Source organism: Pseudohongiella sp. (assembly GCF_040877505.1).
Taxonomy (GTDB): Bacteria; Pseudomonadota; Gammaproteobacteria; order Pseudomonadales; family Pseudohongiellaceae; genus Pseudohongiella.
In genome coordinates, this window is record NZ_JBBDNQ010000046.1 from 163,065 (window position 1) to 183,606 (window position 20,542).

The following is a 20,542-nucleotide window of genomic DNA, read 5'->3' on the forward strand; positions in this document are numbered from 1 at the left end:
TCAGAGCCGAAACGCCTCTGGTACCGTACTCAGGTCAAGGCCCCAGATGATGGGTACCAGGAAGTAAACTGAAAGAACAATCAGTAAGGACGCAATCAGGTTCATGGCAAAACCGGTTTTCACCATATCAAGAATGGTCAATTTGTTGGTGGCAAATATGATGGCGTTTGGCGGCGTGCCCACGGGCAGCATGAACGCGCAGTTGGCAGCCATTGCGCAGGGGATCATCAGCGCAAAGGGATGAATATCCAGTGCCAGCGCCAGCGCAGCAACCACCGGCAGGATCATGGTAGCGGTCGCAGTATTGGAAGTGATTTCTGTCAGGAAGAGAATCAGCAAAGTGGCGCTGGCAATAATAATGATCAGATGGAAGCTGTCGAGCACCGTCAATTGAGTGCCCATCCATTCGGACAGACCGGTAGCGCGGAACCCCGCAGCGATTGCCAGGCCGCCACCAAACAGCAGCAGAATACCCCAGGGGATATTGACCGAATCTTTCCAGTCCAGTACACGGGAGTTCTTTTCCGCTGAGGCAGGTATCACAAAAAGTATGACCGTCGCGAGCACCGCAATCATGCCATCGGTAATCTGTGGTAGCAGATCAGTCCAGATAAATCCGCGAGTGATCCACATGAAGGCGGCAAACGAGAACACCGCAGCTACCGCCTTTTCCTCAAAAGAAATAACACCCAGGGCATGACGCTCCTGCTGAATCACGGCCCTGCCGCCGGGCAGACCTTTAATTTTCATTCTGAATGCAATACGGCCCAGGTAAAGCCAGGCCAGGGCGAGCAGCACAACGACAACCGGCACCCCGATCATCATCCAGCTGGCGAAGGTGATGTCGAAGTCAAACAGCTGCCGCGCCTGCGCGGCAAGAATGATATTGGGTGGCGTGCCGATCAGCGTGCCCAGGCCACCGACGGTGCCGGCATAACCGACACCAAAAATCAGAGCCTTTTCGAAGATGGGTATGTCGCTGGCTTCCGGTTTCCCTTTCAGCGAGGTGGCCACCTGTGCTGTGATCGCCAGCGCCATTGGCACCATCATCATCACCGATGCGGTATTGGAAACCCACATTGACAGAAACGCGGTGGCGATCATGAAACCAAGCAGAATACGTTGGGTGCTGGTGCCGACAAATGCAATGATGGCCAGGGCAATGCGTTTGTGCAGGTTCCATTTTTCCATGGCGGTAGCAATAAAAAACCCGCCCAGAAACAGGAAAATAATATCGTCACCGTAAGCCGACGTGACCGTGCCGGTGTCCAGGGCGCCTGTCACCGGCAGCAATACAATCGGCAACAGTGATGTGGCCGGAATCGGAATGGCTTCCGTGATCCACCAGGCAGCCACCCACAACGTGGTCGCGAGGACAGCGCGGGCTTCGAAACTCAATCCTTCCGGGGAAAAAAACAACAAGGTCAGCGCAAACAGGAACGGGCCAAGTGCAAGCCCTATAGCCTGGGATCTGGAATAGGAGGAGGTCTGAGCGGATTCGTCATGAGCGTCTTGCGTATGCATGTTGTTGTTATATCCTTCTTGTGCGCTTTTTTGTTCCCGGCGGCCCCGCAAGCATACCGCAGTCGGAATGGAGCGTCACGTCTCGGGATAAAACAACCATGTCTGTCAACCGGCAGGTGGCCGGGGGATCAGGCGCGGAGTCTTGCGCTTGTAAGTCTGATAGGCGGGATCATCGCCCCAGCGTTTTTCGGCGCGGGCTTCCAGCATGGGCACGCCACTGATACGGGTAATCAATAGTATGATGAATAGCGGTGATATCAAGGCCACAAACTGCCAGCCGCTGAGAGCCGGCAGGGCAATAACCGCAATGCCGATCCACAACAGGATCTCACCGAAGTAATTCGGGTGTCGGGTCCAGGTCCACAGGCCCGAGCTGATAAATCGTCCTTTGTTGGCCGGGTTGGCGCGAAACGCGCGTTTCTGGGCGTCTGCAATCACTTCGATGGTAAAGCCGGCAAGCCACATGACCAGGCCGATGATGGCAACCGTGTCCAGCTCAACGCGATTGGTGTTGGTGATGGCTGCCAGTGCAGCGGCACTGCTGACGAATACCCAGACCGCCTGCAGCGTCCAGGTCAGCAGGAAGCGCACAAAATGCGGTTTGATGGTGTCAAAGCGGCCGTCGGAGCCATCCTTGCGTACGCGCAGGAACAGGAAACCGCCCAGCCGGGTGGCCCAGATGCACACCAGTACCGCCAATACCGCAGCGCGCCAATCCTGTTCGGGTGACAGGGCCAATGCAGTGAGGATGACGGTAACAAAGGTCAGGCTGCCGGTCAGATCGAAGTAGTGTTCGGTCTGCGCCAGGTAGGATGGCAGGAAAATCAGCCAGTTCAGGCCAAAGGCAATGATGGCGCACAGAGCGAACACGGGGATATCTATGCCTGCGACGTCGGTTCGGGCGCCGTTTTGGCTGCCGGCCATCGCGATCAGCGTTGCGAACACCACAGCGATTAAAATGAACAGCAACAGTTTGCCGTTGCTGGCCGGTCTGTTGGTCTTTTTGCTATCTGACTCTGTCATGATATCTCCGGCTGAGCGGGAAGCTGTCCGTTTGTACGGACTGGCGATCAAAACAGTTCTATCTTATGCCGCTTTTTGCGTCAGGCACCGCCCTCCAGCTCGGCCCAGCGTTCAAACAGCTGGTCCAGTTCGGCTTGAAGCGCGGACAGCTGTTGCAGTTTCTTCTGCACATCGGCCGGTGCCTGGTCGTAGAAGCCTGGATCTTCCATTTGCCGGGTCATGTTGGCGATATCGGTTTCGGTCTTTTCGATACTTTTGGTGACCTGTTCCAGTTCCCGCTGTTCCTTATGGGATAGCTTTTTTGCCGCCGCTGGCGCTTTGCTCGCCGCGGGCGCTTTTTCAGCCACAGGCGCTTTACCCGCCGCTGACTCTTTGCCCGCCGCAGGCGCTGCCGCCTTTTCGGCGGCGGCCTTGGCTTCGGATGGCGCGTCTTCGAAGGACATCATCTTGCCGCCCTGATTCAGCCAGTCCTGGTAACCACCGACATATTCCTTGACCACGCCAGGGGCCTCAAACACGATGCAGTTGGTGATGACGTTGTCGATGAACTTTCGATCGTGGCTCACTACCAGCAGGGTGCCGGTAAACTCCAGCAGCAACTCTTCCAGCAGCTCCAGGGTTTCCATGTCCAGGTCGTTGGTCGGTTCGTCAAGCACGATCAGGTTGGCCGGTTTGCTGAACAGCTTGGCCAGGATCAACCGGTTCTGCTCTCCACCGGACAGCGATTTGACCGGCTGACGGGTGCGCTTGGGCGGGAACAGGAAGTCCTGCAGGTAGCTGATCACGTGCCGGTTCTTGCCGTTGATTTCGATGAACTCACGGCCTTCGGCGAGGTTGTCGATCACCGTTGCCTCCGGATCAAGCTTGTTGCGCAACTGGTCGAAGTACAGGATCTCCAGGTTGGTGCCCAGTTTGATGTCGCCCTCGTCTGGCTGAATCTCGCCCAGCAGAATGCGCAGCAGTGTGGTTTTGCCGCTGCCATTGGCGCCGATAAAGCCGACGCGGTCGCCACGCAGAATCTTGGTGGAGAAGTTCTTCAGAATGGGTTTGTCATAACCGTGGGTCAGATTGTTGGCTTCGATCACAATCTTGCCGGAGCTGGCACCCTGCTCCAGGCCAAACTTGGCTTTGCCGGTCAGTTCGCGGCGCTGGCTGCGTTCTTCGCGCATCTTCTCCAACGCCCGCACGCGACCCTCATTGCGCGTGCGGCGAGCTTTGACGCCCTGGCGAATCCAGCGCTCTTCATCGGCCAGTTTTTTGTCAAACTCGGCATTGGCTTTGTCTTCGGCGTCCAGCTGCTGGTCGCGAAACGCCAGGAAACTCTCGTAACCGTAGTCCCAGCTACGCACATGACCACGATCGAGCTCGATGATGCGATTGCTTATCTGTTGCAAAAAGTGCCTATCGTGCGTGATTACCAGCACTGCGCCGCGAAAATCCTTGATTGCCTTTTCCAGCCATTCGATTGTCGGAATGTCCAGGTGGTTGGTAGGCTCGTCCAGCATCAGCAGATCGGGATCGCTGATCAGGGCCCGGCCCAATGCCGCGCGACGGCGACTGCCACCGGACAGGGTTTTCATGCGTGCGTCGGCGGGCAGATTCAGGATATCCAGCATGCCTTCGATTTTGTGCTCAAATGCCCAGCCATCACGCTCTTCAATCTTTTTTTGCAACGATCCCAGTTCGTGCATGTTCTTCTCGTCGCCCCAGTCCAGATTCTCATCGTGGGTCAGCGCATGATAACGGGCCAGCACGCTGCCCAGGCCTTCCAGGCCGTTAGCGATGTAGTCGTAAATAGTCTGTTCGTCCTGCGCCGGCAGGCTCTGGTCCAGGTAGGCCACCTTGATGCTCTCGGCGCGCCACAGTTCGCCGCTATCGGGCACAATCTGGCCCATCAGCACTTTCATAAAGGTGGATTTGCCGGCACCGTTCTGCCCTAGAATACCGATGCGTTCGCCCTTGTGAATGGTCAGGTTGACCTGATCCAGCAGGGGCTGGTCACCAAAAGCGAGGGAGAGGTTGTTGAGTCGGAACAGCAGCATAACAAAGCGAGTCCTGAATGCGCCGCGCACGGGCGTCTGCGGCTTGTATTTGAGGCGCTGCAGTATAAACTTATCGGGCTCAGTATGACAGTGAGCCTGCAACCCCTCGTCGATACCAGCTCAAGGAACCAATGCCAGAACACACCGTACTCAATTGTGACCACTTGCCCGCCGCGCTTAAACCCATCGTTGATCGCTATTGGCAGCGTTTGCTGGAGCGTGAGCAGGCATCACCCTCAGGCCTCCCCGGTTTACTGGCAAAACAGGGGCGTCTGGCTGAGCAGATGGCTCTGGTATGGGCGGCCAGCGACTACGCTGCCAATGTTTGTATCGAGAAACCGGGGCTGCTGGTGCAACTGGTCGACAGCGGTGAGTTGCTGCATCTGATCAGGGACGACTATGTGCATCAGTTGCAAGATGCAATTGCGGACGTGGTTGATGAGCCTGATGAAGCACAATTGAAGTCGGTGTTGCGCCAGTTTCAGCAGCGTCAGATGTTGCGCCTGATCTGGCGTGATGTCTGCAAATTGTCATCGGTGCGTGAAACCGCTGCCGAAGTGTCGGCACTTGCCGAGGCCTGCCTGGATGTTACGTTGAACTGCCTGCATCGCTGGGCGGTGCAAACCCATGGCGAACCTGTTGGTGAGCGTTCGGGCAAGGCCATGGGCATGGTTGTGCTGGGCATGGGCAAGCTGGGTGCATCTGAGCTCAATTTGTCCTCAGATATTGATCTGATTTTTGCCTACCCCGAAACCGGCGAAACTGATAAAGGCGTCAGTTGCCAGCAATTCTTTTTGCGCCTTGGGCAGCAACTGGTGGATGCGCTGGATGCTGTCACCGCCGACGGATTTGTGTTCCGCGTTGACATGCGCTTGCGCCCTTACGGTAGCGAAGGTGTGCTGGTGTGCAGCTTTGATGCCATGGAAAACTATTATCAGTCGCAAGGCCGTGACTGGGAACGTTATGCCATGATCAAGGCGCGAACGGTGGCCGGTGACATGGCAGCAGGCGCTGAGCTGATGCAACGGCTGCGCCCGTTCAGCTACCGGCGTTATCTGGACTTCTCGGCCTTCGAGTCGCTGCGCAGCATGAAGCAGCAGATCAATAAACAGGTACGCAAAAAAGGCATGAGCCAGGATATCAAGCTGGGTGCCGGTGGCATTCGTGAAGTGGAGTTCGTCGTGCAGGCCCTGCAGATGGTGCACGGAGGGCGCGACAAACGCCTGCAACAGACGTCGCTGTATGATGCCATGGATGTACTGCAGGAAGGGGAGTATCTGCCCGCTGAAACGGTGCACGCCTTGCGCAACTCCTACAGTTTTTTGCGCGACCTTGAACATAAGCTGCAGGGTTTCGCCAACAAACAGACCCAGTCCTTGCCCACCTGTGAGCAGGAGCAGTTGCGCGTGGCACTGGCCATGGCGGTGCCTGATGTGAAGAACGCTGACTGGGCGACACTGGTGTCGGTACTGGAACAGCATCGGGAAATTGTGCGTCAACATTTTACTGATGTCATTCACAGTGACGAGGCAGATGATGACGCCAGCCGCCATGATGTCAACGATGACGAATTGCAGGCACTGTGGCAACAGGAGCTGAGCGAAAAGGCTGCGGTCAGGCAGTTGGCAGATCTTGGTTATGAAGCCCCGGAACAGACCTGGCAGCAGCTTTTGGATTTCAGAAAGGAACGGGTGTTCCAGACGTTGCCGGCAGAAAGCCGTGTCCGTTTCTCACGCTTTATGCCGTTGCTGCTGGCGACGCTGGCGACAGAAAAGACGCCCAGCCTGGGTTTCCCCCGGGTCATGAAGATGGTTGAAGCGGTTGCGCGAAGAACTGCGTACATCGTGTTACTGTCCGAGAATCCCGGCGCCATGAGACAGTTTGTGCGCCTGTGTACTGCCAGTCCGTTTGTGGCCGAATTCCTCAGCAAACACCCGGTGCTGCTGGACGAATTGCTGACGGTGATGGAAAAGCCACCGGAAAAATCCGAGTTACAGGCAGAGCTCGCACAGGGATTGCTGCGCCTGGGCGAAGACAGCTTTGAAGAGCAGATGGAATATCTGCGTTATTTTAAATTGTCACACACCCTGCAGGTGGCTGCGGCACAGATCACGGGTGCCATGACAGTGATGAAAGTCAGTGATTATCTGACCTTCACCGCCGAGGTTATTCTGGAGCAGGTACTGGCATTGTGCTGGCAGCATCTGGTTCGCAAACATGGCTATCCCGTCAACCAAAATGGTGACCACGGGGCCATGGATTTTGTGGCGGTTGCCTATGGCAAGCTGGGTGGTATTGAGCTGAGTTACATTTCAGACCTGGATCTTGTCTTCCTGCATGACGGGACGCTGGACGAAGATACAGTGGCGGCTGAAGGGCAGAAAAGCATCAACAGTCGCGAATTCTACACGCGCATGGCACAGCGGGTGATTACCATGCTGGGTACGCATACCATGTCCGGGAAACTGTACGAAGTTGATATGCGGCTGCGGCCGTCCGGTGAGTCCGGTCTGTTGGTCAGTACTCTGTCTGCGTTTGAGCAATACCAGCGCAAGGAGGCGTGGACCTGGGAGCAGCAGGCTCTGGTGCGCTCGCGAGCGGTTGCCGGTTCTGCGGCGATGATCGCCGAGTACGAATCACTGCGGGCGCGGATACTCGCTCAGGACAGAGATATCTCAGCATTGGCGTCCGATGTCCTCAAGATGCGGCAACGCATGCGCGAAGAGCTGACACGGAAAGCCGGACGCGGGGCTTCGCAGCCACCGTTTGTCATCAAGCAAGGTCAGGGTGGTATTGTTGATATTGAATTTATGGTTCAGTTTTTTGTTCTGTCGCAGTCGGCACAGTGCAAGTCCTTGCTGACTTACTCCGATAATGTTCGTATTCTGGAGGCCGCAGCCGGTTGTGGTGTACTGACAGAGGCGGAGATCGACAGGCTGACCCGCGCGTATCTGGCGCTGCGGGCAACGCTGCACGAATTTGCGTTGCAATACACCGAGTCAGGGCCCGATTCCCGGGCCAACGACAAGGCCATCGAAGAGGCATTGACGCCGCTGGAGTCTGTCCGCGCGGATGTCGCGCAATTGTGGCAAAAGGTATTTGCAAGCTATGAACAATAGGCGCAATCGACCCTCCGCACCACGCCGCATTCTTGTGGTCGGGCCATCCTGGGTAGGCGACATGGTCATGGCCCAATCGCTTTTCATGGCCCTGAAGTCGGCAACTCCCGGCGTGGAAATTGATGTATTGGCGCCCTCGTGGAGCCGTCCGCTGCTGGATCGTATGCCTGAGGTAGCACGGGCAATTGATCTGCCGTTTGCTCATGGCGAGCTGGGCCTGCGTCGCCGTTTTGAGCTCGGACGCGAACTGCGGTCCGGTCAATACGATCAGGCTATTCTGCTACCCAACTCATTCAAGTCGGCGCTGGTGCCCTGGTTCGCCGGTATTCCAGTGCGCACGGGCTGGCGCGGGGAAAAGCGAGGATGGATTCTGAATGACTGTCGGGTACTTGACCCGGAGCAACTGCCGCTGATGGTACAGCGTTTCCTGGCCCTCGCCTTGCCGGCAGGCGCCGACTTGCCGCAGGCTTTGCCCGACCCTCTGCCAGTGCCGCAACTGCAAGCGGAACCGGCACAGGTCAATGCTGCGATGGCGGAATTCATGCTGACAAAGTCACCGGCGATTCTGGCGCTGTGCCCCGGCGCCGAATTTGGTGACGCCAAGCAATGGCCGGCGGAACACTATGCCGCCGTGGCCAGCGCGCACCTGAACGCGGGCGGTCAGGTCTGGTTGTTTGGCTCCGGTAAAGATCGCCCGGTAACGGATGCGATTGTCGCGCAGGTAGCTGCTGCGGATCGCGAGCATTGTCACAATCTTGCCGGTCGTACATCACTGGCGCAGGCGATTGACCTGTTGTCGGTGGCCGGTGCTGTGGTCAGCAATGATTCCGGTCTGATGCATATTGCCGCCGCGCTGCATCGCCCGTTGGTAGCCGTGTACGGCTCCACTTCCGCTGAATTTACGCCACCGCTGACAGATCGGGTAGAATTGCTGTCCACGGACATTGAATGCCGCCCGTGTTTCCAGCGTAACTGCCCTTACGGGCATAAACGCTGCCTGACCGAGTTGTCGCCGACGCGGGTGATCGAAGCGTTGAAGCGACTGTCCATGCCGTTGCTGGCCGATTCCACGCACAACAACATGATTTTGTGATTCTCTATACGGACACGCCGCTTTGCATATACTGATAGTAAAAACATCGTCGCTGGGCGACGTCATCCATACGCTGCCGGCTGTCAGCGATGCGGCTCGCGCCATCCCGGGAATACGGATCGACTGGGTGGTAGAGGAAGCCTTTGCCGAGATACCAGCGTGGCACCCGGCCGTCGACCGGGTCATACCGGTAGCAATCCGGCGCTGGCGAAAAAACTGGTGGCACAATCTGTTCGGCGGCGAAGTGCAACATTTTCGTCAATTGCTGAAACAGTCACGTTATGACCTGATCATTGATGCCCAGGGTCTGCTGAAAAGTGCTCTTGTCAGTCGCCAGGCGCGCGGACCGGTTTCGGGCCTGGACAAGGACAGTATCAAAGAGCCGGTGGCCAGCCGTTTCTATCATCAACGACATGCCGTGCCCAAAGCCGAACATGCCGTACAGAGGGTTCGTCAACTGTTCGCCCGATCGCTGGGCTACGCCTTTGATGCCAGTGCGTTGGACTACGGAATCGTACTGCCGTCTACCCGGCTAAACGCGGAGACGGCAGACGAGCGGCCGAACCTGATGTTTTTGCATGGGACGACATGGGATAGCAAACACTGGCCGGAAGTCTACTGGCGTGAACTGGCGCGAATGGCCAGTGACATGGGATATCAGGTGAAGTTGCCATGGGGCAGCGCGGACGAGCAGGAGCGAGCGCTCCGGCTGGCGCAGGGCCTGGCAGGTGTGCAGGTGTTGCCACGAATGTCCCTGAGCGCTCTGGCGCGGGAACTGTCTGCCAGTGCAGGTGTGGTTGCCGTGGATACCGGCCTGGGCCACCTTGCGGCTGCCTTGAACTGCCCCACGGTATCCATATATGGCGCCACGAATCCTTTTTTATCTGGTACCTTTGGTTATCATCAACTGCAGCTTAAGTCCGATCTGCCTTGCTCTCCGTGTATGCGCAGGCAATGCCACTATCAGGGGCAACCGCTCACCGATACAACGGACTCTGGCGAGAGTTTCGTCGTCACTCCTGCCTGCTATCGTTCGGCGCCACCCGCGGCGGTGCTGGCGCATTTGCAGCGAATGATGGAACAGGCAACCACACCCGAACCCGGAGTCACGCAATGACACTGGCGTTTCTGATTTACCAGTACTTCCCCTACGGGGGGCAGCAGCGCGACTTTATGCGTATTGCTCAGCGTTGTCTGGCGGCGGGTTATCAGATCAGAGTGTATTGTCTTGGATGGCAGGGTGAAACTCCCGAGGGTGTGACAGTGGTCAGGGTTCCGGTCAGTGCGCTGTCGCGCCATGTCATGTATCAGCGCTATTCGGAGTGGGTAGGCGTTGCTTTGAAACAGAATCCGGTAGACGCCGTGGTCGGTTTCAGCAAGATGCCGGGACTGGATGTGTATTTTGCTGCAGACCCGTGTTTTGCCGAACGAATGCGCCGTGAGCATCGTTTTGTCAGCGCAATACTGCCACGCTACCGGCATTTCATGCGCAATGAGCAGGCTGTATTCGGTGTCGACAGCAATACCACGGTCATGTTGCTGTCACCTAAGCAGGAAAGGGATTTTCTGCATCACTATCCTGGTTGCGAAAGTCGTTTACACCGATTGCCACCGGGCCTGGATAAAGACCGCCTGCCGGGCACGGATGCTCTGGATATGCGGCGGCAATTCCGACAACAGTTTGCTATTCAGGACGACGATCATGCTGTGCTGCAGATCGGGTCGGGTTTTCGCATCAAAGGCCTGGATCGCTCGCTGATAGCGTTGGCGTCTTTGCCACCAGCATTGCGCAGAAAGACCCGTTTCTTTATTGTTGGCCAGGACAGACCGGCGAAGTATAAACGTCTCGCTCGCCACCTGGGTATTCACAAACAGTGCCATTTCACAGGCGGGCGCGATGATGTGCCCCGGTTCCTGCAGGGCTGTGATCTGCTGCTGCATCCGGCTCTGAGTGAAAGCGCCGGATACACCCTGCTGGAGGCCGTGATAAATGGTCTGCCGGTGTTGACCACAGACACCTGTGGTTATGCCTTTCACGTCACCGATGCCGGCGCCGGACAGGTCTGCCCATCACCCTTTGTGCAAAAGGACCTGAATGCACGGTTGCATGAAATGCTGATCTCATCCGATCGGCCCCGTTGGCAGCGCAATGGTCTGGCCTACGCCAACAACGTTGATCTGTTTGGTCTGGCTGACAGTGCGCTGGGCATCATTGAACAGGTGTTGCAGGATAAAGCCAATGCCACACACGGAGGCGCATATGGCAGTGCACCTGCGTGAAGATATCGCTGACCTGTGGGCGGGTCGCGATCCGTTTGAGGCAGCGGAACAACTGCAAGGTGAAATTTTCAGAGAGGTGAAGACACGCCGTACGCTGCGTTTCGTAGCCGGGGATAAACCCTATTTCATTAAAATACATCATGGTGCGGGTTGGCCGGAGATCCTGAAAAATCTGATCAGTGGTCGGTTGCCGATTGTCAGCGCGCGGCAGGAATGGCGCGCAATCAAGCGGCTGACAGAACTGGGTGTGCCCACCATGCGCGTTGCCGGCTTCGGCGAACGCGGACTGAACCCTGCGCAGCGCGAGTCGTTTCTGGTCACCGATGAGCTGACCGACACGGTCAGCCTGGAAACCTTGTGTGCGACCTGGCCGCAGCGCAGGCCCGACTTCGGATTCAAGATCCGGCTAATCAAGCGGGTCGCTGAAATCAGTCGTCGCATGCATCAGAACGGTGTTTGCCACCGGGATTTCTATCTGTGTCATTTCCTGTTGCATTGTCCGCCCGGTCGCGATCCCGATCAGATTGACGAACCGCAGTTGTCAGTTATTGATCTGCACCGCGCGATGATCAAGGACAATCTCAGCCGACGCTGGATCGAAAAAGACATCGCCGGGCTCTATTTTTCCAGTCTGGATATCGGACTGACACAAACCGATCTGCTTCGTTTTCTGCGTGTATACACCGGGCAGTCACTGCGAGAAGCCTTGCGGTCGCATGCGGGTTTCCTGAGCCGGATTCAGAACAAGGCAGACAAGGTCTGGCGGCGCAATCAGCGCAAGCTGGGCCTGGACAAACCTCTGGCGCCGACAGCCGGTGAAACCGGTCGCAGCGAGCACGAAGCTCGTGCCAGGCAAACGTGGTGGGCACTGAAACCAACGCTTTTCCGGAACAGCGCGGAACATCTGTGTTACCGGGACTGGGGACGCTTTGCCGTGTATCAGCGCTCGCGGGGGCTCGCCGAGATGGAAGCCTTTATCCGGGATCCGGACAGCTTTTTTTACCGGGGAGAAATGCTCAAGGATGGCGACTCCACCACGGTCATGAGAATCACTCTGGACGGGACCACTTACGTGGTCAAGCGCTATAATTTACGCAATTTCTGGTATGGCATACGGCGCCTGTTTCGACCCACGCGCGCCTGGCGATGCTGGGCCAGCGCACATATGCTGCAGACCTTTGGTGTTGCCACGCCTGCGCCGGTGTTGATGCTGGAGCGCCGGTGGGGGCCGTTGCGACGTCAGGCTTACTATGTAACGGAACTGGTTAAGGGGCCTGACGTATTGCAATTTCTGGGCGATGAGCCTATAAACAGCGCCCCGTGGCAACAAACACTGGTTCAGTTCAGTACCCTGTTGCAGGCCATGAAGCGTTATCGTTTTGTGCACGGTGATATGAAAGCCACCAATTTTATTGCCTTGCCTGACGCGCTGGTGGTGCTGGACCTGGATGCCATGCGTGAATTATCGTACAAGTGGGCGTTCAACAGATATTTCAAACGGGATCTCGAACGCTGGCTGGCCAATTGGCGCGACCGCCCGGATGTGTTGTCCGTGTTGCGCAATACGGTAGCCGAGATTGAGGCGACCGAATCTTGATCGCAGTCAGGATTGATGAGTCGGGATAGAAGGGTCAGGATAGCAAGGTCAAGATAGAAAGGTCAGGAAAACAAATGTCATTAATTACACTCGGGCTCTCCGGCGCACTTGGCTACGATGCCGCTGCCGCTCTTTTTATTGACGGTGAACTTATCGCTGCCGTTGAAGAAGAGCGGCTTGTCCGCAGCAAACATGCCAAAGGCATGATGCCGGTAGAAGCGGTTCGTTATTGCCTGCGCTCAGCAAAATTGAAGCCGCGACAAATCGAACAGGTAGCAATCGCCTATGCCCCGATATCATTGTTCAGTCCCGCGCGATGGCATTATGCCAGCCGTTTGTGGTACGCGCCCGAGCGCAGTCTGGACGCGCTACTGAATGGCAATCGCCGGTACCGGCGCTACGTGCGCGAGGTCCGCGCCATGCTCAGTGAGCTGGCGATACCCTGGGACAAAATCCGGTTGGTACCGGTTGAACACCAGCTGGCGCATGCTTCAAGTGCCTATCACCTGAGCGGCTTCAAGGAAAAAACGGCGATTCTTGGCATCGACCTGAAAGGCGAATACGCAACCACGTTCTTTGGTTACGGCGAAAACGGCAAGATACACAAAATTAAAGAACTGTATGAGCCCGATTCTCTAAGCGGCATGTATGCCGCCATCTGTGATTACCTCGGCTTCAATATGCTGGACGGCGAAGCCAAGGTCATGGGAATAGCTACCCACGGCGACCCGGATAAATACGATCTTTCTTGCCTGGCCGATTTCAGTGGCAAAAATTTCCGCATGAATACAAAACTGATTGGTACAGTTGGGCTGCGTCGATACAAGCATCGCAACGTCGGGCATTATTTCAGCCCCAAGCTCATCGAAAAACTGGGGCCGCGCCGTGCCGGTGACATGTTTCAGGACCCGTACGTGCACTACGCTGCCTCCATTCAAAGACTGTATGAAGAAATTGCTACCGGCATGACCGCGCACTATCTGTCTGATGTAATCAAAGACAATGGCCGTCTGGTGTTTGCCGGCACCGGTGCGTTCAATGTGAAATTGAATCAGCGTTTGCAGGCATTACCCTGGGTCAAGGAACTGTTTGTGCAGCCTGCTGCAGGTGACGCAGGCACTGCGATCGGAGCAGGTGCCTACGCGGTAGCGAAACGCAATGTGCCGGTCAGTAAACTGCGGCATACGTTTTTGGGCCCACGATACACCAGTGATCGTTGTGTACGCGCCTGTCAGGGGCACCGTGACAAGCCGGTATGGGAAGTGATCGAGAGCCCTGCCGAAAAGGCTGCTGAGCTTCTGGCCGAGGGGCACCTGGTGGGATGGTTTCAGGGACGAATGGAGTTTGGCCCGCGCGCGCTCGGGAATCGCAGTATTCTGGGCAATCCTCGCTCCAGTGACAGTGTTGAGATGATCAACAAAAAAGTGAAGTTCCGGGAGGCCTGGCGCTGTTTTTCACCGAGCATGCTGGAAAATGTGGCCGCTGAAATGCTGGAAATTGACCACCCGGCCGATTTCATGACCATGACCTTTGATGTGAAAGACAAGTGGCGGGACATGTTTCCGGCGGTGGTTTACAAGGACGGCACCACCCGTGCCCATGTGGTCCGTAAAGCAGCCAACCCGCGTTTTCATGCCCTGCTGAAGGCAATGGAAAAACAAACGGGGCACGGCATTGTGCTGAACACCTCGCTTAACCGACCCGGTGAAGCCATGATCTGTTCGCCGGAGGATGCACTGGAAATGTTCTTCGGCTCGGATCTGGACTATCTGATTATGCAGGATGTTCTGGTGACCAAACCGCCGGAACGGTGAAAAACTATTCTGCGTCTGCTAAAAATCTTTTTCCATAATCAGGAAGTCGCCACCGCGCTCAGCGGGGATGCGCTGCAGCAGCCGCAGTTGTCCGCTGGCCAGCTGTTCTTCGACCAGTTCAGCAAAACTGCGCCTGACAGTGACTGCGATGATGCTGCCGGGGGGCGCGTTGCGTATCATGGCAGGACCCATTTCGCGTTCCACCAGGTCAAATTCAGCGATGCGTTTGCTGTCGTATGCGACGCCTATTTCATTGGTCACCAGCGTTGATTCGGCGCGCGTGTTCTGTAACAACCATGCAGTCGCTTCATCCAGATGGGCCTTTGAAGCACCGAATGAAATATGTGCATCGACAGCGGAAAACAGCGCCAGGAAACCCATCAGTCGACCAAATCCCCTTAAATGATTGTTGGCCGCCGCCCGGCTCCAGATGCGGTCGATAATGAATGGCAGCCACAGAAGCAAGGTAAGGCAGAATAACAGGGCATAACGCGCGGTGGTAAACCGGGTCAGCAGAATGAAACCGATAAGAATGGCAAAGGCTGTCAACAGCCAGGCAGTAAAAACCGCAGTGGCTGCCGGCGGAAGCCGGTGCAATCCTTTCAGTGCGCCGTAGCATAGCAACGGTGCCGCCACCAGACCCAGGCTGTCAACAATACAGACCAGCAGAATGCCCAACAGGCCGGCGAGCAGAAAGAACGGGGTGTAATGGTCAACAAACTGGGCCGCGTAATCGCCAAACACTGCCCGGCTCAGCTCATACGTGTTGTCACCCAGTAGTTGTGCGATGTTGCTGGCGAATGGCTGATAGATACCGGCAAACGTGCGCAGCAATTGCGTCAGTTCTATCTGGCCCAGGGCGGCGAATATCGCGACCACAAAAACGGCACCCATGATACCAATACCGGTAATCAGCACAAAGGCTGTACGTCGGGCAGCGGGTGAGTGTTCCCGGCTAAAGAACAGCGCCAGCGGCGTCAACAACCAGAAAGCAATCGCCTCGGGCCGGAACAGCGCAGCCACCAGGCAGGCCAGGACAAAAAAGATGCCATGACGCAGCCGCAGCGTCAGCCAGTAGCGCAGCAACTGCAGCATGGCCAGCAGACTGAAGGCCAGGAAACCGGTGTCACGAATAATGACAGGCCTGAATTCATTGAGGTGGGGGTAAAGCAGAATGACCAGCGCGGCGAGCCAGACCACACGACGTGAAGGCGTTGCTGTGGCAACCAGATTGACAAAGCAGACACTGAGCAGGGCAAACAACGCCGCGTTGAGCAAGTGTGCCGCCTGAAACATGCCCAGGCCGGTCAGGGCATGGATGCCTGCCAGAATCAGTGAATAGTGGGCCCACTGGTAGTGCGCATAGGCGTCAGCTATCCCGCTTTCCAGCGCAATCTCTGCGGCCCGCACGTATTGATAGGCATCATGGTTGGGTTGATCGTTCAGCGCGATTGCCAGTACGGACAGTAGCAGGCTGGCGATGACTGTCAGCCAGCGAATCCGGTTCAGGCCACTGATGGCGGGTATCGCGTGACTATTCATCAGGGTGCCTCGTTGTTTGACGAATCGACAGCCTTTTGTTGGTACAGGTCGGGCATGCCCGGCGGCCTGGATTTGAAACGGCGGTGCAGCCAGATATACTGCGTCGGCTCCTTGCGGATCGCTTCTTCAATCAGTTCATTGATGCGGCGGGCGTCGATATGTTCGTCGCCGCTTGGATAGTCCGCCAGCGGTTCGCTGAAATACAGGTGGTAACTGGCATTGTCCGGGTTACGGTAGTGGGATAAAAAAATCACTGGTGAATTGTTAAAGCTGGCAAATTTTTGCGTTGCCGTAATGGTGGCGGCCTTGGTACCAAAAAAATCGACAAACACTGAGTATTTGGCGCCGTAGTCCTGGTCGGCGGCGTACCACACCACATGCCCTTCTTTGAGTCTGCGCAGAGCGTACCTGACTTCCCTGCGCTCAATCACCGCGCCGTAGAATCGCTGCCGGCCCCGTTTCATCAGTGTATCGAACAGGGGGTTCTTGTGGTAACGGTAGGTGACATCAAACGGATGTAGCAGGGACATCAGGCAGCCGACAAACTCGATGGTGGAGAAATGTGCACTGACAAGCAGCACGCCGCGCCCCTGTGCCTGCGCCGCTACCAGGTTCTCCAGGCCGGTGGCGGAGACGCGGTCACGAAAATCTTCCGGGTTCCGACACCAGGCCAGGCCGATTTCCATGACGCCAATGCCGTTGGATATGAAGGTGTCGCGCACCAGTTTTTGCTGCTCTGCGGCGGCAAGCTCGGGAAAACACAGGGCAATATTGACTTCACAGATATGACGGCGACTACGCGCGAATTTGTAGCTGAGCAGGCCCAGACCACGGCCGATGGCCATTTGCCAGGCGAAAGGCAGGCGGGCGATACACCAGATAAAGCCGTAGCCCAGCCAGGTGGGCCAGTAGCGGGGACCGAGGAAATCGCTCAGTTTTGCGTCTTGTTGTCTTGATCGTCCCACGCATTGTCCTGTTTGTTATCAACGGGTCTGACAGGATGGCATTGTATCAGACTCGTGATAGCCGTGGTGCCCGTGGTTTATGGCACCTTCGGCGGGTGATATCATAAGGGTAATCAGGCAATGATGCCGGTCATGCAGAATTTCTCAGGGGAAAGCAATGAAGCTGGAGATGCCGCCATTTCAGCAGGCAACCGTTCTGGTTGTGGGTGATGTCATGCTCGACCGCTATTGGCACGGCAAGGCAACCAGAATTTCGCCTGAAGCCCCGGTGCCAGTGGTCAGGGTCAGCAGCAATGACGACCGGCCGGGGGGCGCCGCCAACGTGGCGCTCAATATCGCTGCACTTGGCGCGGCGACGACGCTGACCGGCATTACCGGCCGGGACGAAGCTGGCGACGAGTTGGCCAGGCGTCTGGCGGCGGCCGGCGTGTTGTGTCATTTCCAGGCATCGGTCAGTGCGCCAACCATCACCAAGCTTCGGGTCACCAGCCAGCACCAACAGCTGTTACGTGTTGATTTTGAAGAGCCGTTTGCTGACACCGACGTTGCCAGTCTGCAACAACAGGCGATTGAGGCCATGACCGCATCCCAGGTGTTGATCCTGTCCGACTATGGCAAAGGCACGCTGGGCCAGCCCCAGATTCTGATTCAGGCCGCTCGCGAGCGCGCCATCCCGGTGGTGGTAGACCCCAAGGGCCATGATTTCAGCAAATATCGCGGTGCTACCGTCATCACCCCCAATCTCAGTGAATTTGAAGCCGTTGTCGGTCCCTGCCACAGTGAAGAAGAGTTGATCAGCAAAGGCCAGGCTTTGCGCGAAGACCTTGAACTTGACGCCCTGTTGATTACCCGTGGCGAGCATGGCATGACCTTGCTGCAGGCGGCCCGACCCGTGTTGCATCTGCCGGCTCAGGCGCGCGAAGTGTTTGATGTCACCGGCGCGGGCGACACCGTGGTGTCGGTGCTGGCCGCGACGCTGGCGGCGGGTGAATCCATGGAAACCGGTATGGCGCTGGCAAATCTGGCGGCCGGGCTGGTTGTTGGCAAGCTGGGGACGGCCGCGATCAGCGGTCCCGAGCTGCGACGGGCCATTCAGTTACAGGAAGGCACCGGACGCGGCGTGATGACGGCAGAGCAACTGGCAACCGTGGTCGAAGATGCCCGCGCCCATGGCGAAAGAATTGTGTTCACCAACGGCTGCTTCGACATTATTCATGCCGGCCACGTCGGTTATCTGGAAGAGGCTCGCAAGCAGGGCGATCGCTTGATTGTTGCCATCAATGATGATGATTCGGTACGTCGCCTCAAGGGCAGCGGCCGCCCCATTAATCCGGTGGAACGGCGCATGGCTGTGCTGGCTGGATTGTCCTCGGTGGACTGGGTGGTGAGCTTCCCCGAGGATACGCCTGAAACGCTGTTGCAACTGCTGCGCCCGGACGTGCTGGTCAAGGGGGGCGACTATTCGGTTGACACCGTGGTGGGCGGTGAATTCGTCAGCAGTTATGGCGGCGAGGTCCGGGTGCTGGCCTTTCTCGACAACTGTTCGACCTCGGCGATTGTGGAAAAAATGCGGCAGAACTGAGAGCCCGCGCCTCTTGGCTGGCTGGCTGGTTGGTTGGTTGGTTGATTGTTTGATTGTTTGACTGGTTGATAGGCTGACTGGTATCGAAGAGCATTCCTCTATATTCTTTCAGCGTAGGTAAATCGGACTTAATCGGAAATATAAAAAATTGGAGTAGACCGTATGTTAAAGAAATTACTCAGTGTGGGCGCCCTGGCGCTGACCTCTGCCCTTGTGGTCTCGGCCAATGCACAGGATGACGAGCCGCCTACCCCGGCAGAACTGGCAACGGGCGCCACCGAAACGCGCCAGGCCGTGTTCAAATTGTTAGGTTTTAATATGGCCCCCATCGGCGCAATGGCGCGCGGTGCCGAATTCGACGCCGCGGTGGCTGAACGCAATGCGCTGCGCATCGCGGCCCTGGCACCGATGATTCCGGATGTGTTCAGTTTCTATGACACCCGTGAATTTGACGTTGAAACCGAGGCGTTGCCCGTGATCTGGGATAACACTGACGATTTCCGACAAAAAGCCATGGAGCTGCAGGACGCTGCAACCACCTTTGCTGCAGTTGCTTCCGGCGGTGATCGCAACACCACCATCGCGGCCATCCGCGCCTTCGGCGCCACCTGCGGTAATTGCCATCGCGAATACCGGGTTGACGATTGACGCGGGACTCTGGGGTTTAAAAAGCCGGAATAACAATAACGAGGCAATTAGCCATGATTCGCACACTCCACAAAGTCGCCATACTGGGGCTACTGATGAGTCCCCTCAATGCCCTGGCGGACACCAGTGTCCTGTTTATCGGCAACAGCTTTACCTTCGGTTATGGCTCCGCCGCCCGTTTCTACCGGGCTGATACTGTGACCGACCTGAACAACGAAGGTATCGGTGGCGTGCCAGCGCTGTTCAAGTCTTTCGCTGACCAGGCGGGTCTGGACTACGACGTCTACCTGGAAACCCGCGGCGGCAGCAATATTGATTTCCATCTGGAAAACAAGCTCGGTGTCATTGGCCGCCGGCCGTGGGATCAGGTGGTGATGCACGGTTATAGCACTCTGGACGCAGAAGAACCGGGTAATCCTGACAAACTGGTAGCCAGCACGGCGGCGATGACAGAGTTCCTGCGCAGCAAGAATCCCGATGTTGATGTCTACCTGACCGCCACCTGGTCCCGCGCTGACCAGACCTACCCACCGGAGCGCCCATGGAGTGGCCAGCCCATCGAGCAGATGGCATTGGATGTGCGCGCCGGCTACGATCTGGCCGCAGCCGCACCAGGCGTGGCCGCCGTCAATCCTGTCGGCGAGGCCTGGACCCGTGCCATGGCGCTGGGCATCGCCGACCCGAATCCCTATGACGGCATTGAGACGGACAAGATCAACCTGTGGACCTGGGACCACTACCATGCCAGCACCTACGGCTACTACCTGGAAGCGCTGGTGGTGTTCGGCAACCTCACCGGACGCGATCCGCGCTCACTCGGCGAGAATGAATGCTCGGGCTACGAACTGGGCATGGCCCGCAATGAAGTGAGGATGTTGCAGCAGGCGGCATTCGAGCAACTGCACAGCGAAGGCAAGGTGATGGCGGATCCGTTGGAGTTGTCGCAGGCGGTGAATCCTGAACGGTGTGTTGCCGGACGGTAAAAAACAGGGGTTGAAAACTGAACATTTCAGGCTGGCAACTTTGACGCTAAGTTACGCAAGAACACCGGGCAACACCCCTGCTCTGGTGATGTCAGGGCTATCGTTGTCCCCATCTAACACACTGATACACTGAGGTTTTCATGCGTGGCGCGTTGATTATTGTTTTGCCCTTCATTCTTGTCGCCTGCGAGCGGGCAGCAACACCGATGACGGACGGATCCGGTGAACAACTGACCATCGAGCGACTTTACGGCTCGCCAGATCTGACCGGCCCGACTGCCCGCGATGTGCAGTTCTCACCCGATGGCAGCCGCATCAGCTTCCTGCGCG

15 protein-coding genes and 1 pseudogene are annotated in these 20,542 nt (G+C 57.0%); 11 read left to right on the forward strand and 5 right to left on the reverse strand.

All coding sequences use genetic code 11. The annotated features are described in order from the left end of the window. From WD071_RS17510 to WD071_RS17520, 3 genes are all read right to left on the reverse strand, one after another. Positions 1-1,524 carry an SLC13 family permease gene (locus WD071_RS17510; protein ID WP_368049700.1) on the reverse strand — a complete coding sequence of 508 codons (1,524 nt, stop codon included), beginning with the start codon at positions 1,522-1,524 and terminating at the stop codon, positions 1-3. 105 nt (positions 1,525-1,629) lie between these two features. Then, entirely contained in the window at positions 1,630-2,547 is a 918-nt protein-coding gene (locus WD071_RS17515; RefSeq protein ID WP_368049701.1) for a DUF1295 domain-containing protein, read from the reverse strand. A gap of 80 nt (positions 2,548-2,627) precedes the next feature. Continuing rightward, positions 2,628-4,589 carry an ATP-binding cassette domain-containing protein gene (locus WD071_RS17520; protein WP_368049702.1) on the reverse strand — a complete coding sequence of 654 codons (1,962 nt, stop codon included), beginning with the start codon at positions 4,587-4,589 and terminating at the stop codon, positions 2,628-2,630. A 131-nt stretch (positions 4,590-4,720) separates the two neighbouring features. Here WD071_RS17520 and glnE point away from each other — a divergent pair, with 131 nt between their 5' ends. The 7 genes and pseudogenes from glnE (at position 4,721) to WD071_RS17555 (ending at position 14,492) form a co-directional block, all read left to right on the forward strand. Beyond that, positions 4,721-7,708, forward strand: a complete 2,988-nt coding sequence (glnE, locus tag WD071_RS17525) for a bifunctional [glutamate--ammonia ligase]-adenylyl-L-tyrosine phosphorylase/[glutamate--ammonia-ligase] adenylyltransferase (protein WP_368049704.1) — start codon at positions 4,721-4,723, stop codon at positions 7,706-7,708. Further along, positions 7,698-8,801, forward strand: coding sequence for a lipopolysaccharide heptosyltransferase II (waaF, locus tag WD071_RS17530; protein WP_368049705.1), 1,104 nt, complete (start codon positions 7,698-7,700; stop codon positions 8,799-8,801). The genes glnE and waaF overlap by 11 nt, the downstream gene beginning before the upstream one ends. A gap of 22 nt (positions 8,802-8,823) precedes the next feature. Beyond that, positions 8,824-9,918, forward strand: coding sequence for a lipopolysaccharide heptosyltransferase I (waaC, locus tag WD071_RS17535; RefSeq protein ID WP_368049706.1), 1,095 nt, complete (start codon positions 8,824-8,826; stop codon positions 9,916-9,918). Next, positions 9,915-11,081, forward strand: a complete 1,167-nt coding sequence (locus WD071_RS17540; RefSeq protein ID WP_368049707.1) for a glycosyltransferase family 4 protein — start codon at positions 9,915-9,917, stop codon at positions 11,079-11,081. The genes waaC and WD071_RS17540 overlap by 4 nt, the downstream gene beginning before the upstream one ends. Further along, positions 11,062-11,859: pseudogene (rfaP, locus tag WD071_RS17545) on the forward strand (lipopolysaccharide core heptose(I) kinase RfaP); the annotation flags it as partial. The gene WD071_RS17540 and the pseudogene rfaP, both read left to right, overlap by 20 nt. A gap of 264 nt (positions 11,860-12,123) precedes the next feature. Further along, complete coding sequence (locus tag WD071_RS17550; RefSeq protein WP_368049719.1) at positions 12,124-12,678, forward strand: lipopolysaccharide kinase InaA family protein; 555 nt, start codon at positions 12,124-12,126, stop codon at positions 12,676-12,678. 74 nt (positions 12,679-12,752) lie between these two features. Next, positions 12,753-14,492, forward strand: coding sequence for a carbamoyltransferase (locus WD071_RS17555; RefSeq protein ID WP_368049708.1), 1,740 nt, complete (start codon positions 12,753-12,755; stop codon positions 14,490-14,492). An 18-nt stretch (positions 14,493-14,510) separates the two neighbouring features. Here WD071_RS17555 and WD071_RS17560 read toward each other — a convergent pair whose 3' ends face one another. After that, positions 14,511-16,034, reverse strand: a complete 1,524-nt coding sequence (locus WD071_RS17560) for a hypothetical protein (protein WP_368049709.1) — start codon at positions 16,032-16,034, stop codon at positions 14,511-14,513. After that, positions 16,034-16,999 carry an LpxL/LpxP family Kdo(2)-lipid IV(A) lauroyl/palmitoleoyl acyltransferase gene (gene lpxL, locus WD071_RS17565; RefSeq protein WP_368049710.1) on the reverse strand — a complete coding sequence of 322 codons (966 nt, stop codon included), beginning with the start codon at positions 16,997-16,999 and terminating at the stop codon, positions 16,034-16,036. The genes WD071_RS17560 and lpxL overlap by 1 nt, the downstream gene beginning before the upstream one ends. Positions 17,000-17,156: 157 nt before the next feature. Between lpxL and hldE the strand changes: the two genes are divergently transcribed. From hldE to WD071_RS17585, 4 genes are all read left to right on the forward strand, one after another. Further along, a complete protein-coding gene (gene hldE, locus WD071_RS17570) occupies positions 17,157-18,581 on the forward strand; it encodes a bifunctional D-glycero-beta-D-manno-heptose-7-phosphate kinase/D-glycero-beta-D-manno-heptose 1-phosphate adenylyltransferase HldE (RefSeq protein WP_368049711.1) in 1,425 nt (474 codons plus the stop codon). A 162-nt stretch (positions 18,582-18,743) separates the two neighbouring features. Continuing rightward, positions 18,744-19,229 carry a cytochrome c gene (locus WD071_RS17575; RefSeq protein WP_368049712.1) on the forward strand — a complete coding sequence of 162 codons (486 nt, stop codon included), beginning with the start codon at positions 18,744-18,746 and terminating at the stop codon, positions 19,227-19,229. Between the two features lie 53 nt (positions 19,230-19,282). Then, on the forward strand, positions 19,283-20,212 hold the full coding sequence (locus tag WD071_RS17580) for an SGNH/GDSL hydrolase family protein (protein ID WP_368049713.1): 930 nt from the start codon (positions 19,283-19,285) through the stop codon (positions 20,210-20,212). A 140-nt stretch (positions 20,213-20,352) separates the two neighbouring features. Beyond that, positions 20,353-20,542 (forward strand): hypothetical protein (locus WD071_RS17585; protein WP_368049714.1); only part of this gene is annotated, 190 nt, incomplete at its 3' end.

Excerpts from the sequence above, each read along its gene's own strand:
- hldE (WP_368049711.1), top strand. The coding sequence starts at position 17,157 with ATGAAGCTGGAGATGCCGCCATTTCAGCAGGCAACCGTTCTGGTTGTG.
- WD071_RS17540 (WP_368049707.1), top strand. The coding sequence starts at position 9,915 with ATGACACTGGCGTTTCTGATTTACCAGTACTTCCCCTACGGGGGGCAG.
- WD071_RS17580 (WP_368049713.1), top strand. The coding sequence starts at position 19,283 with ATGATTCGCACACTCCACAAAGTCGCCATACTGGGGCTACTGATGAGT.
- WD071_RS17515 (WP_368049701.1), bottom strand. The coding sequence starts at position 2,547 with ATGACAGAGTCAGATAGCAAAAAGACCAACAGACCGGCCAGCAACGGC.
- WD071_RS17510 (WP_368049700.1), bottom strand. The coding sequence starts at position 1,524 with ATGCATACGCAAGACGCTCATGACGAATCCGCTCAGACCTCCTCCTAT.
- glnE (WP_368049704.1), top strand. The coding sequence starts at position 4,721 with ATGCCAGAACACACCGTACTCAATTGTGACCACTTGCCCGCCGCGCTT.
- waaF (WP_368049705.1), top strand. The coding sequence starts at position 7,698 with ATGAACAATAGGCGCAATCGACCCTCCGCACCACGCCGCATTCTTGTG.
- WD071_RS17560 (WP_368049709.1), bottom strand. The coding sequence starts at position 16,034 with ATGAATAGTCACGCGATACCCGCCATCAGTGGCCTGAACCGGATTCGC.
- WD071_RS17575 (WP_368049712.1), top strand. The coding sequence starts at position 18,744 with ATGTTAAAGAAATTACTCAGTGTGGGCGCCCTGGCGCTGACCTCTGCC.
- WD071_RS17550 (WP_368049719.1), top strand. The coding sequence starts at position 12,124 with ATGAGAATCACTCTGGACGGGACCACTTACGTGGTCAAGCGCTATAAT.
- WD071_RS17555 (WP_368049708.1), top strand. The coding sequence starts at position 12,753 with ATGTCATTAATTACACTCGGGCTCTCCGGCGCACTTGGCTACGATGCC.
- WD071_RS17520 (WP_368049702.1), bottom strand. The coding sequence starts at position 4,589 with ATGCTGCTGTTCCGACTCAACAACCTCTCCCTCGCTTTTGGTGACCAG.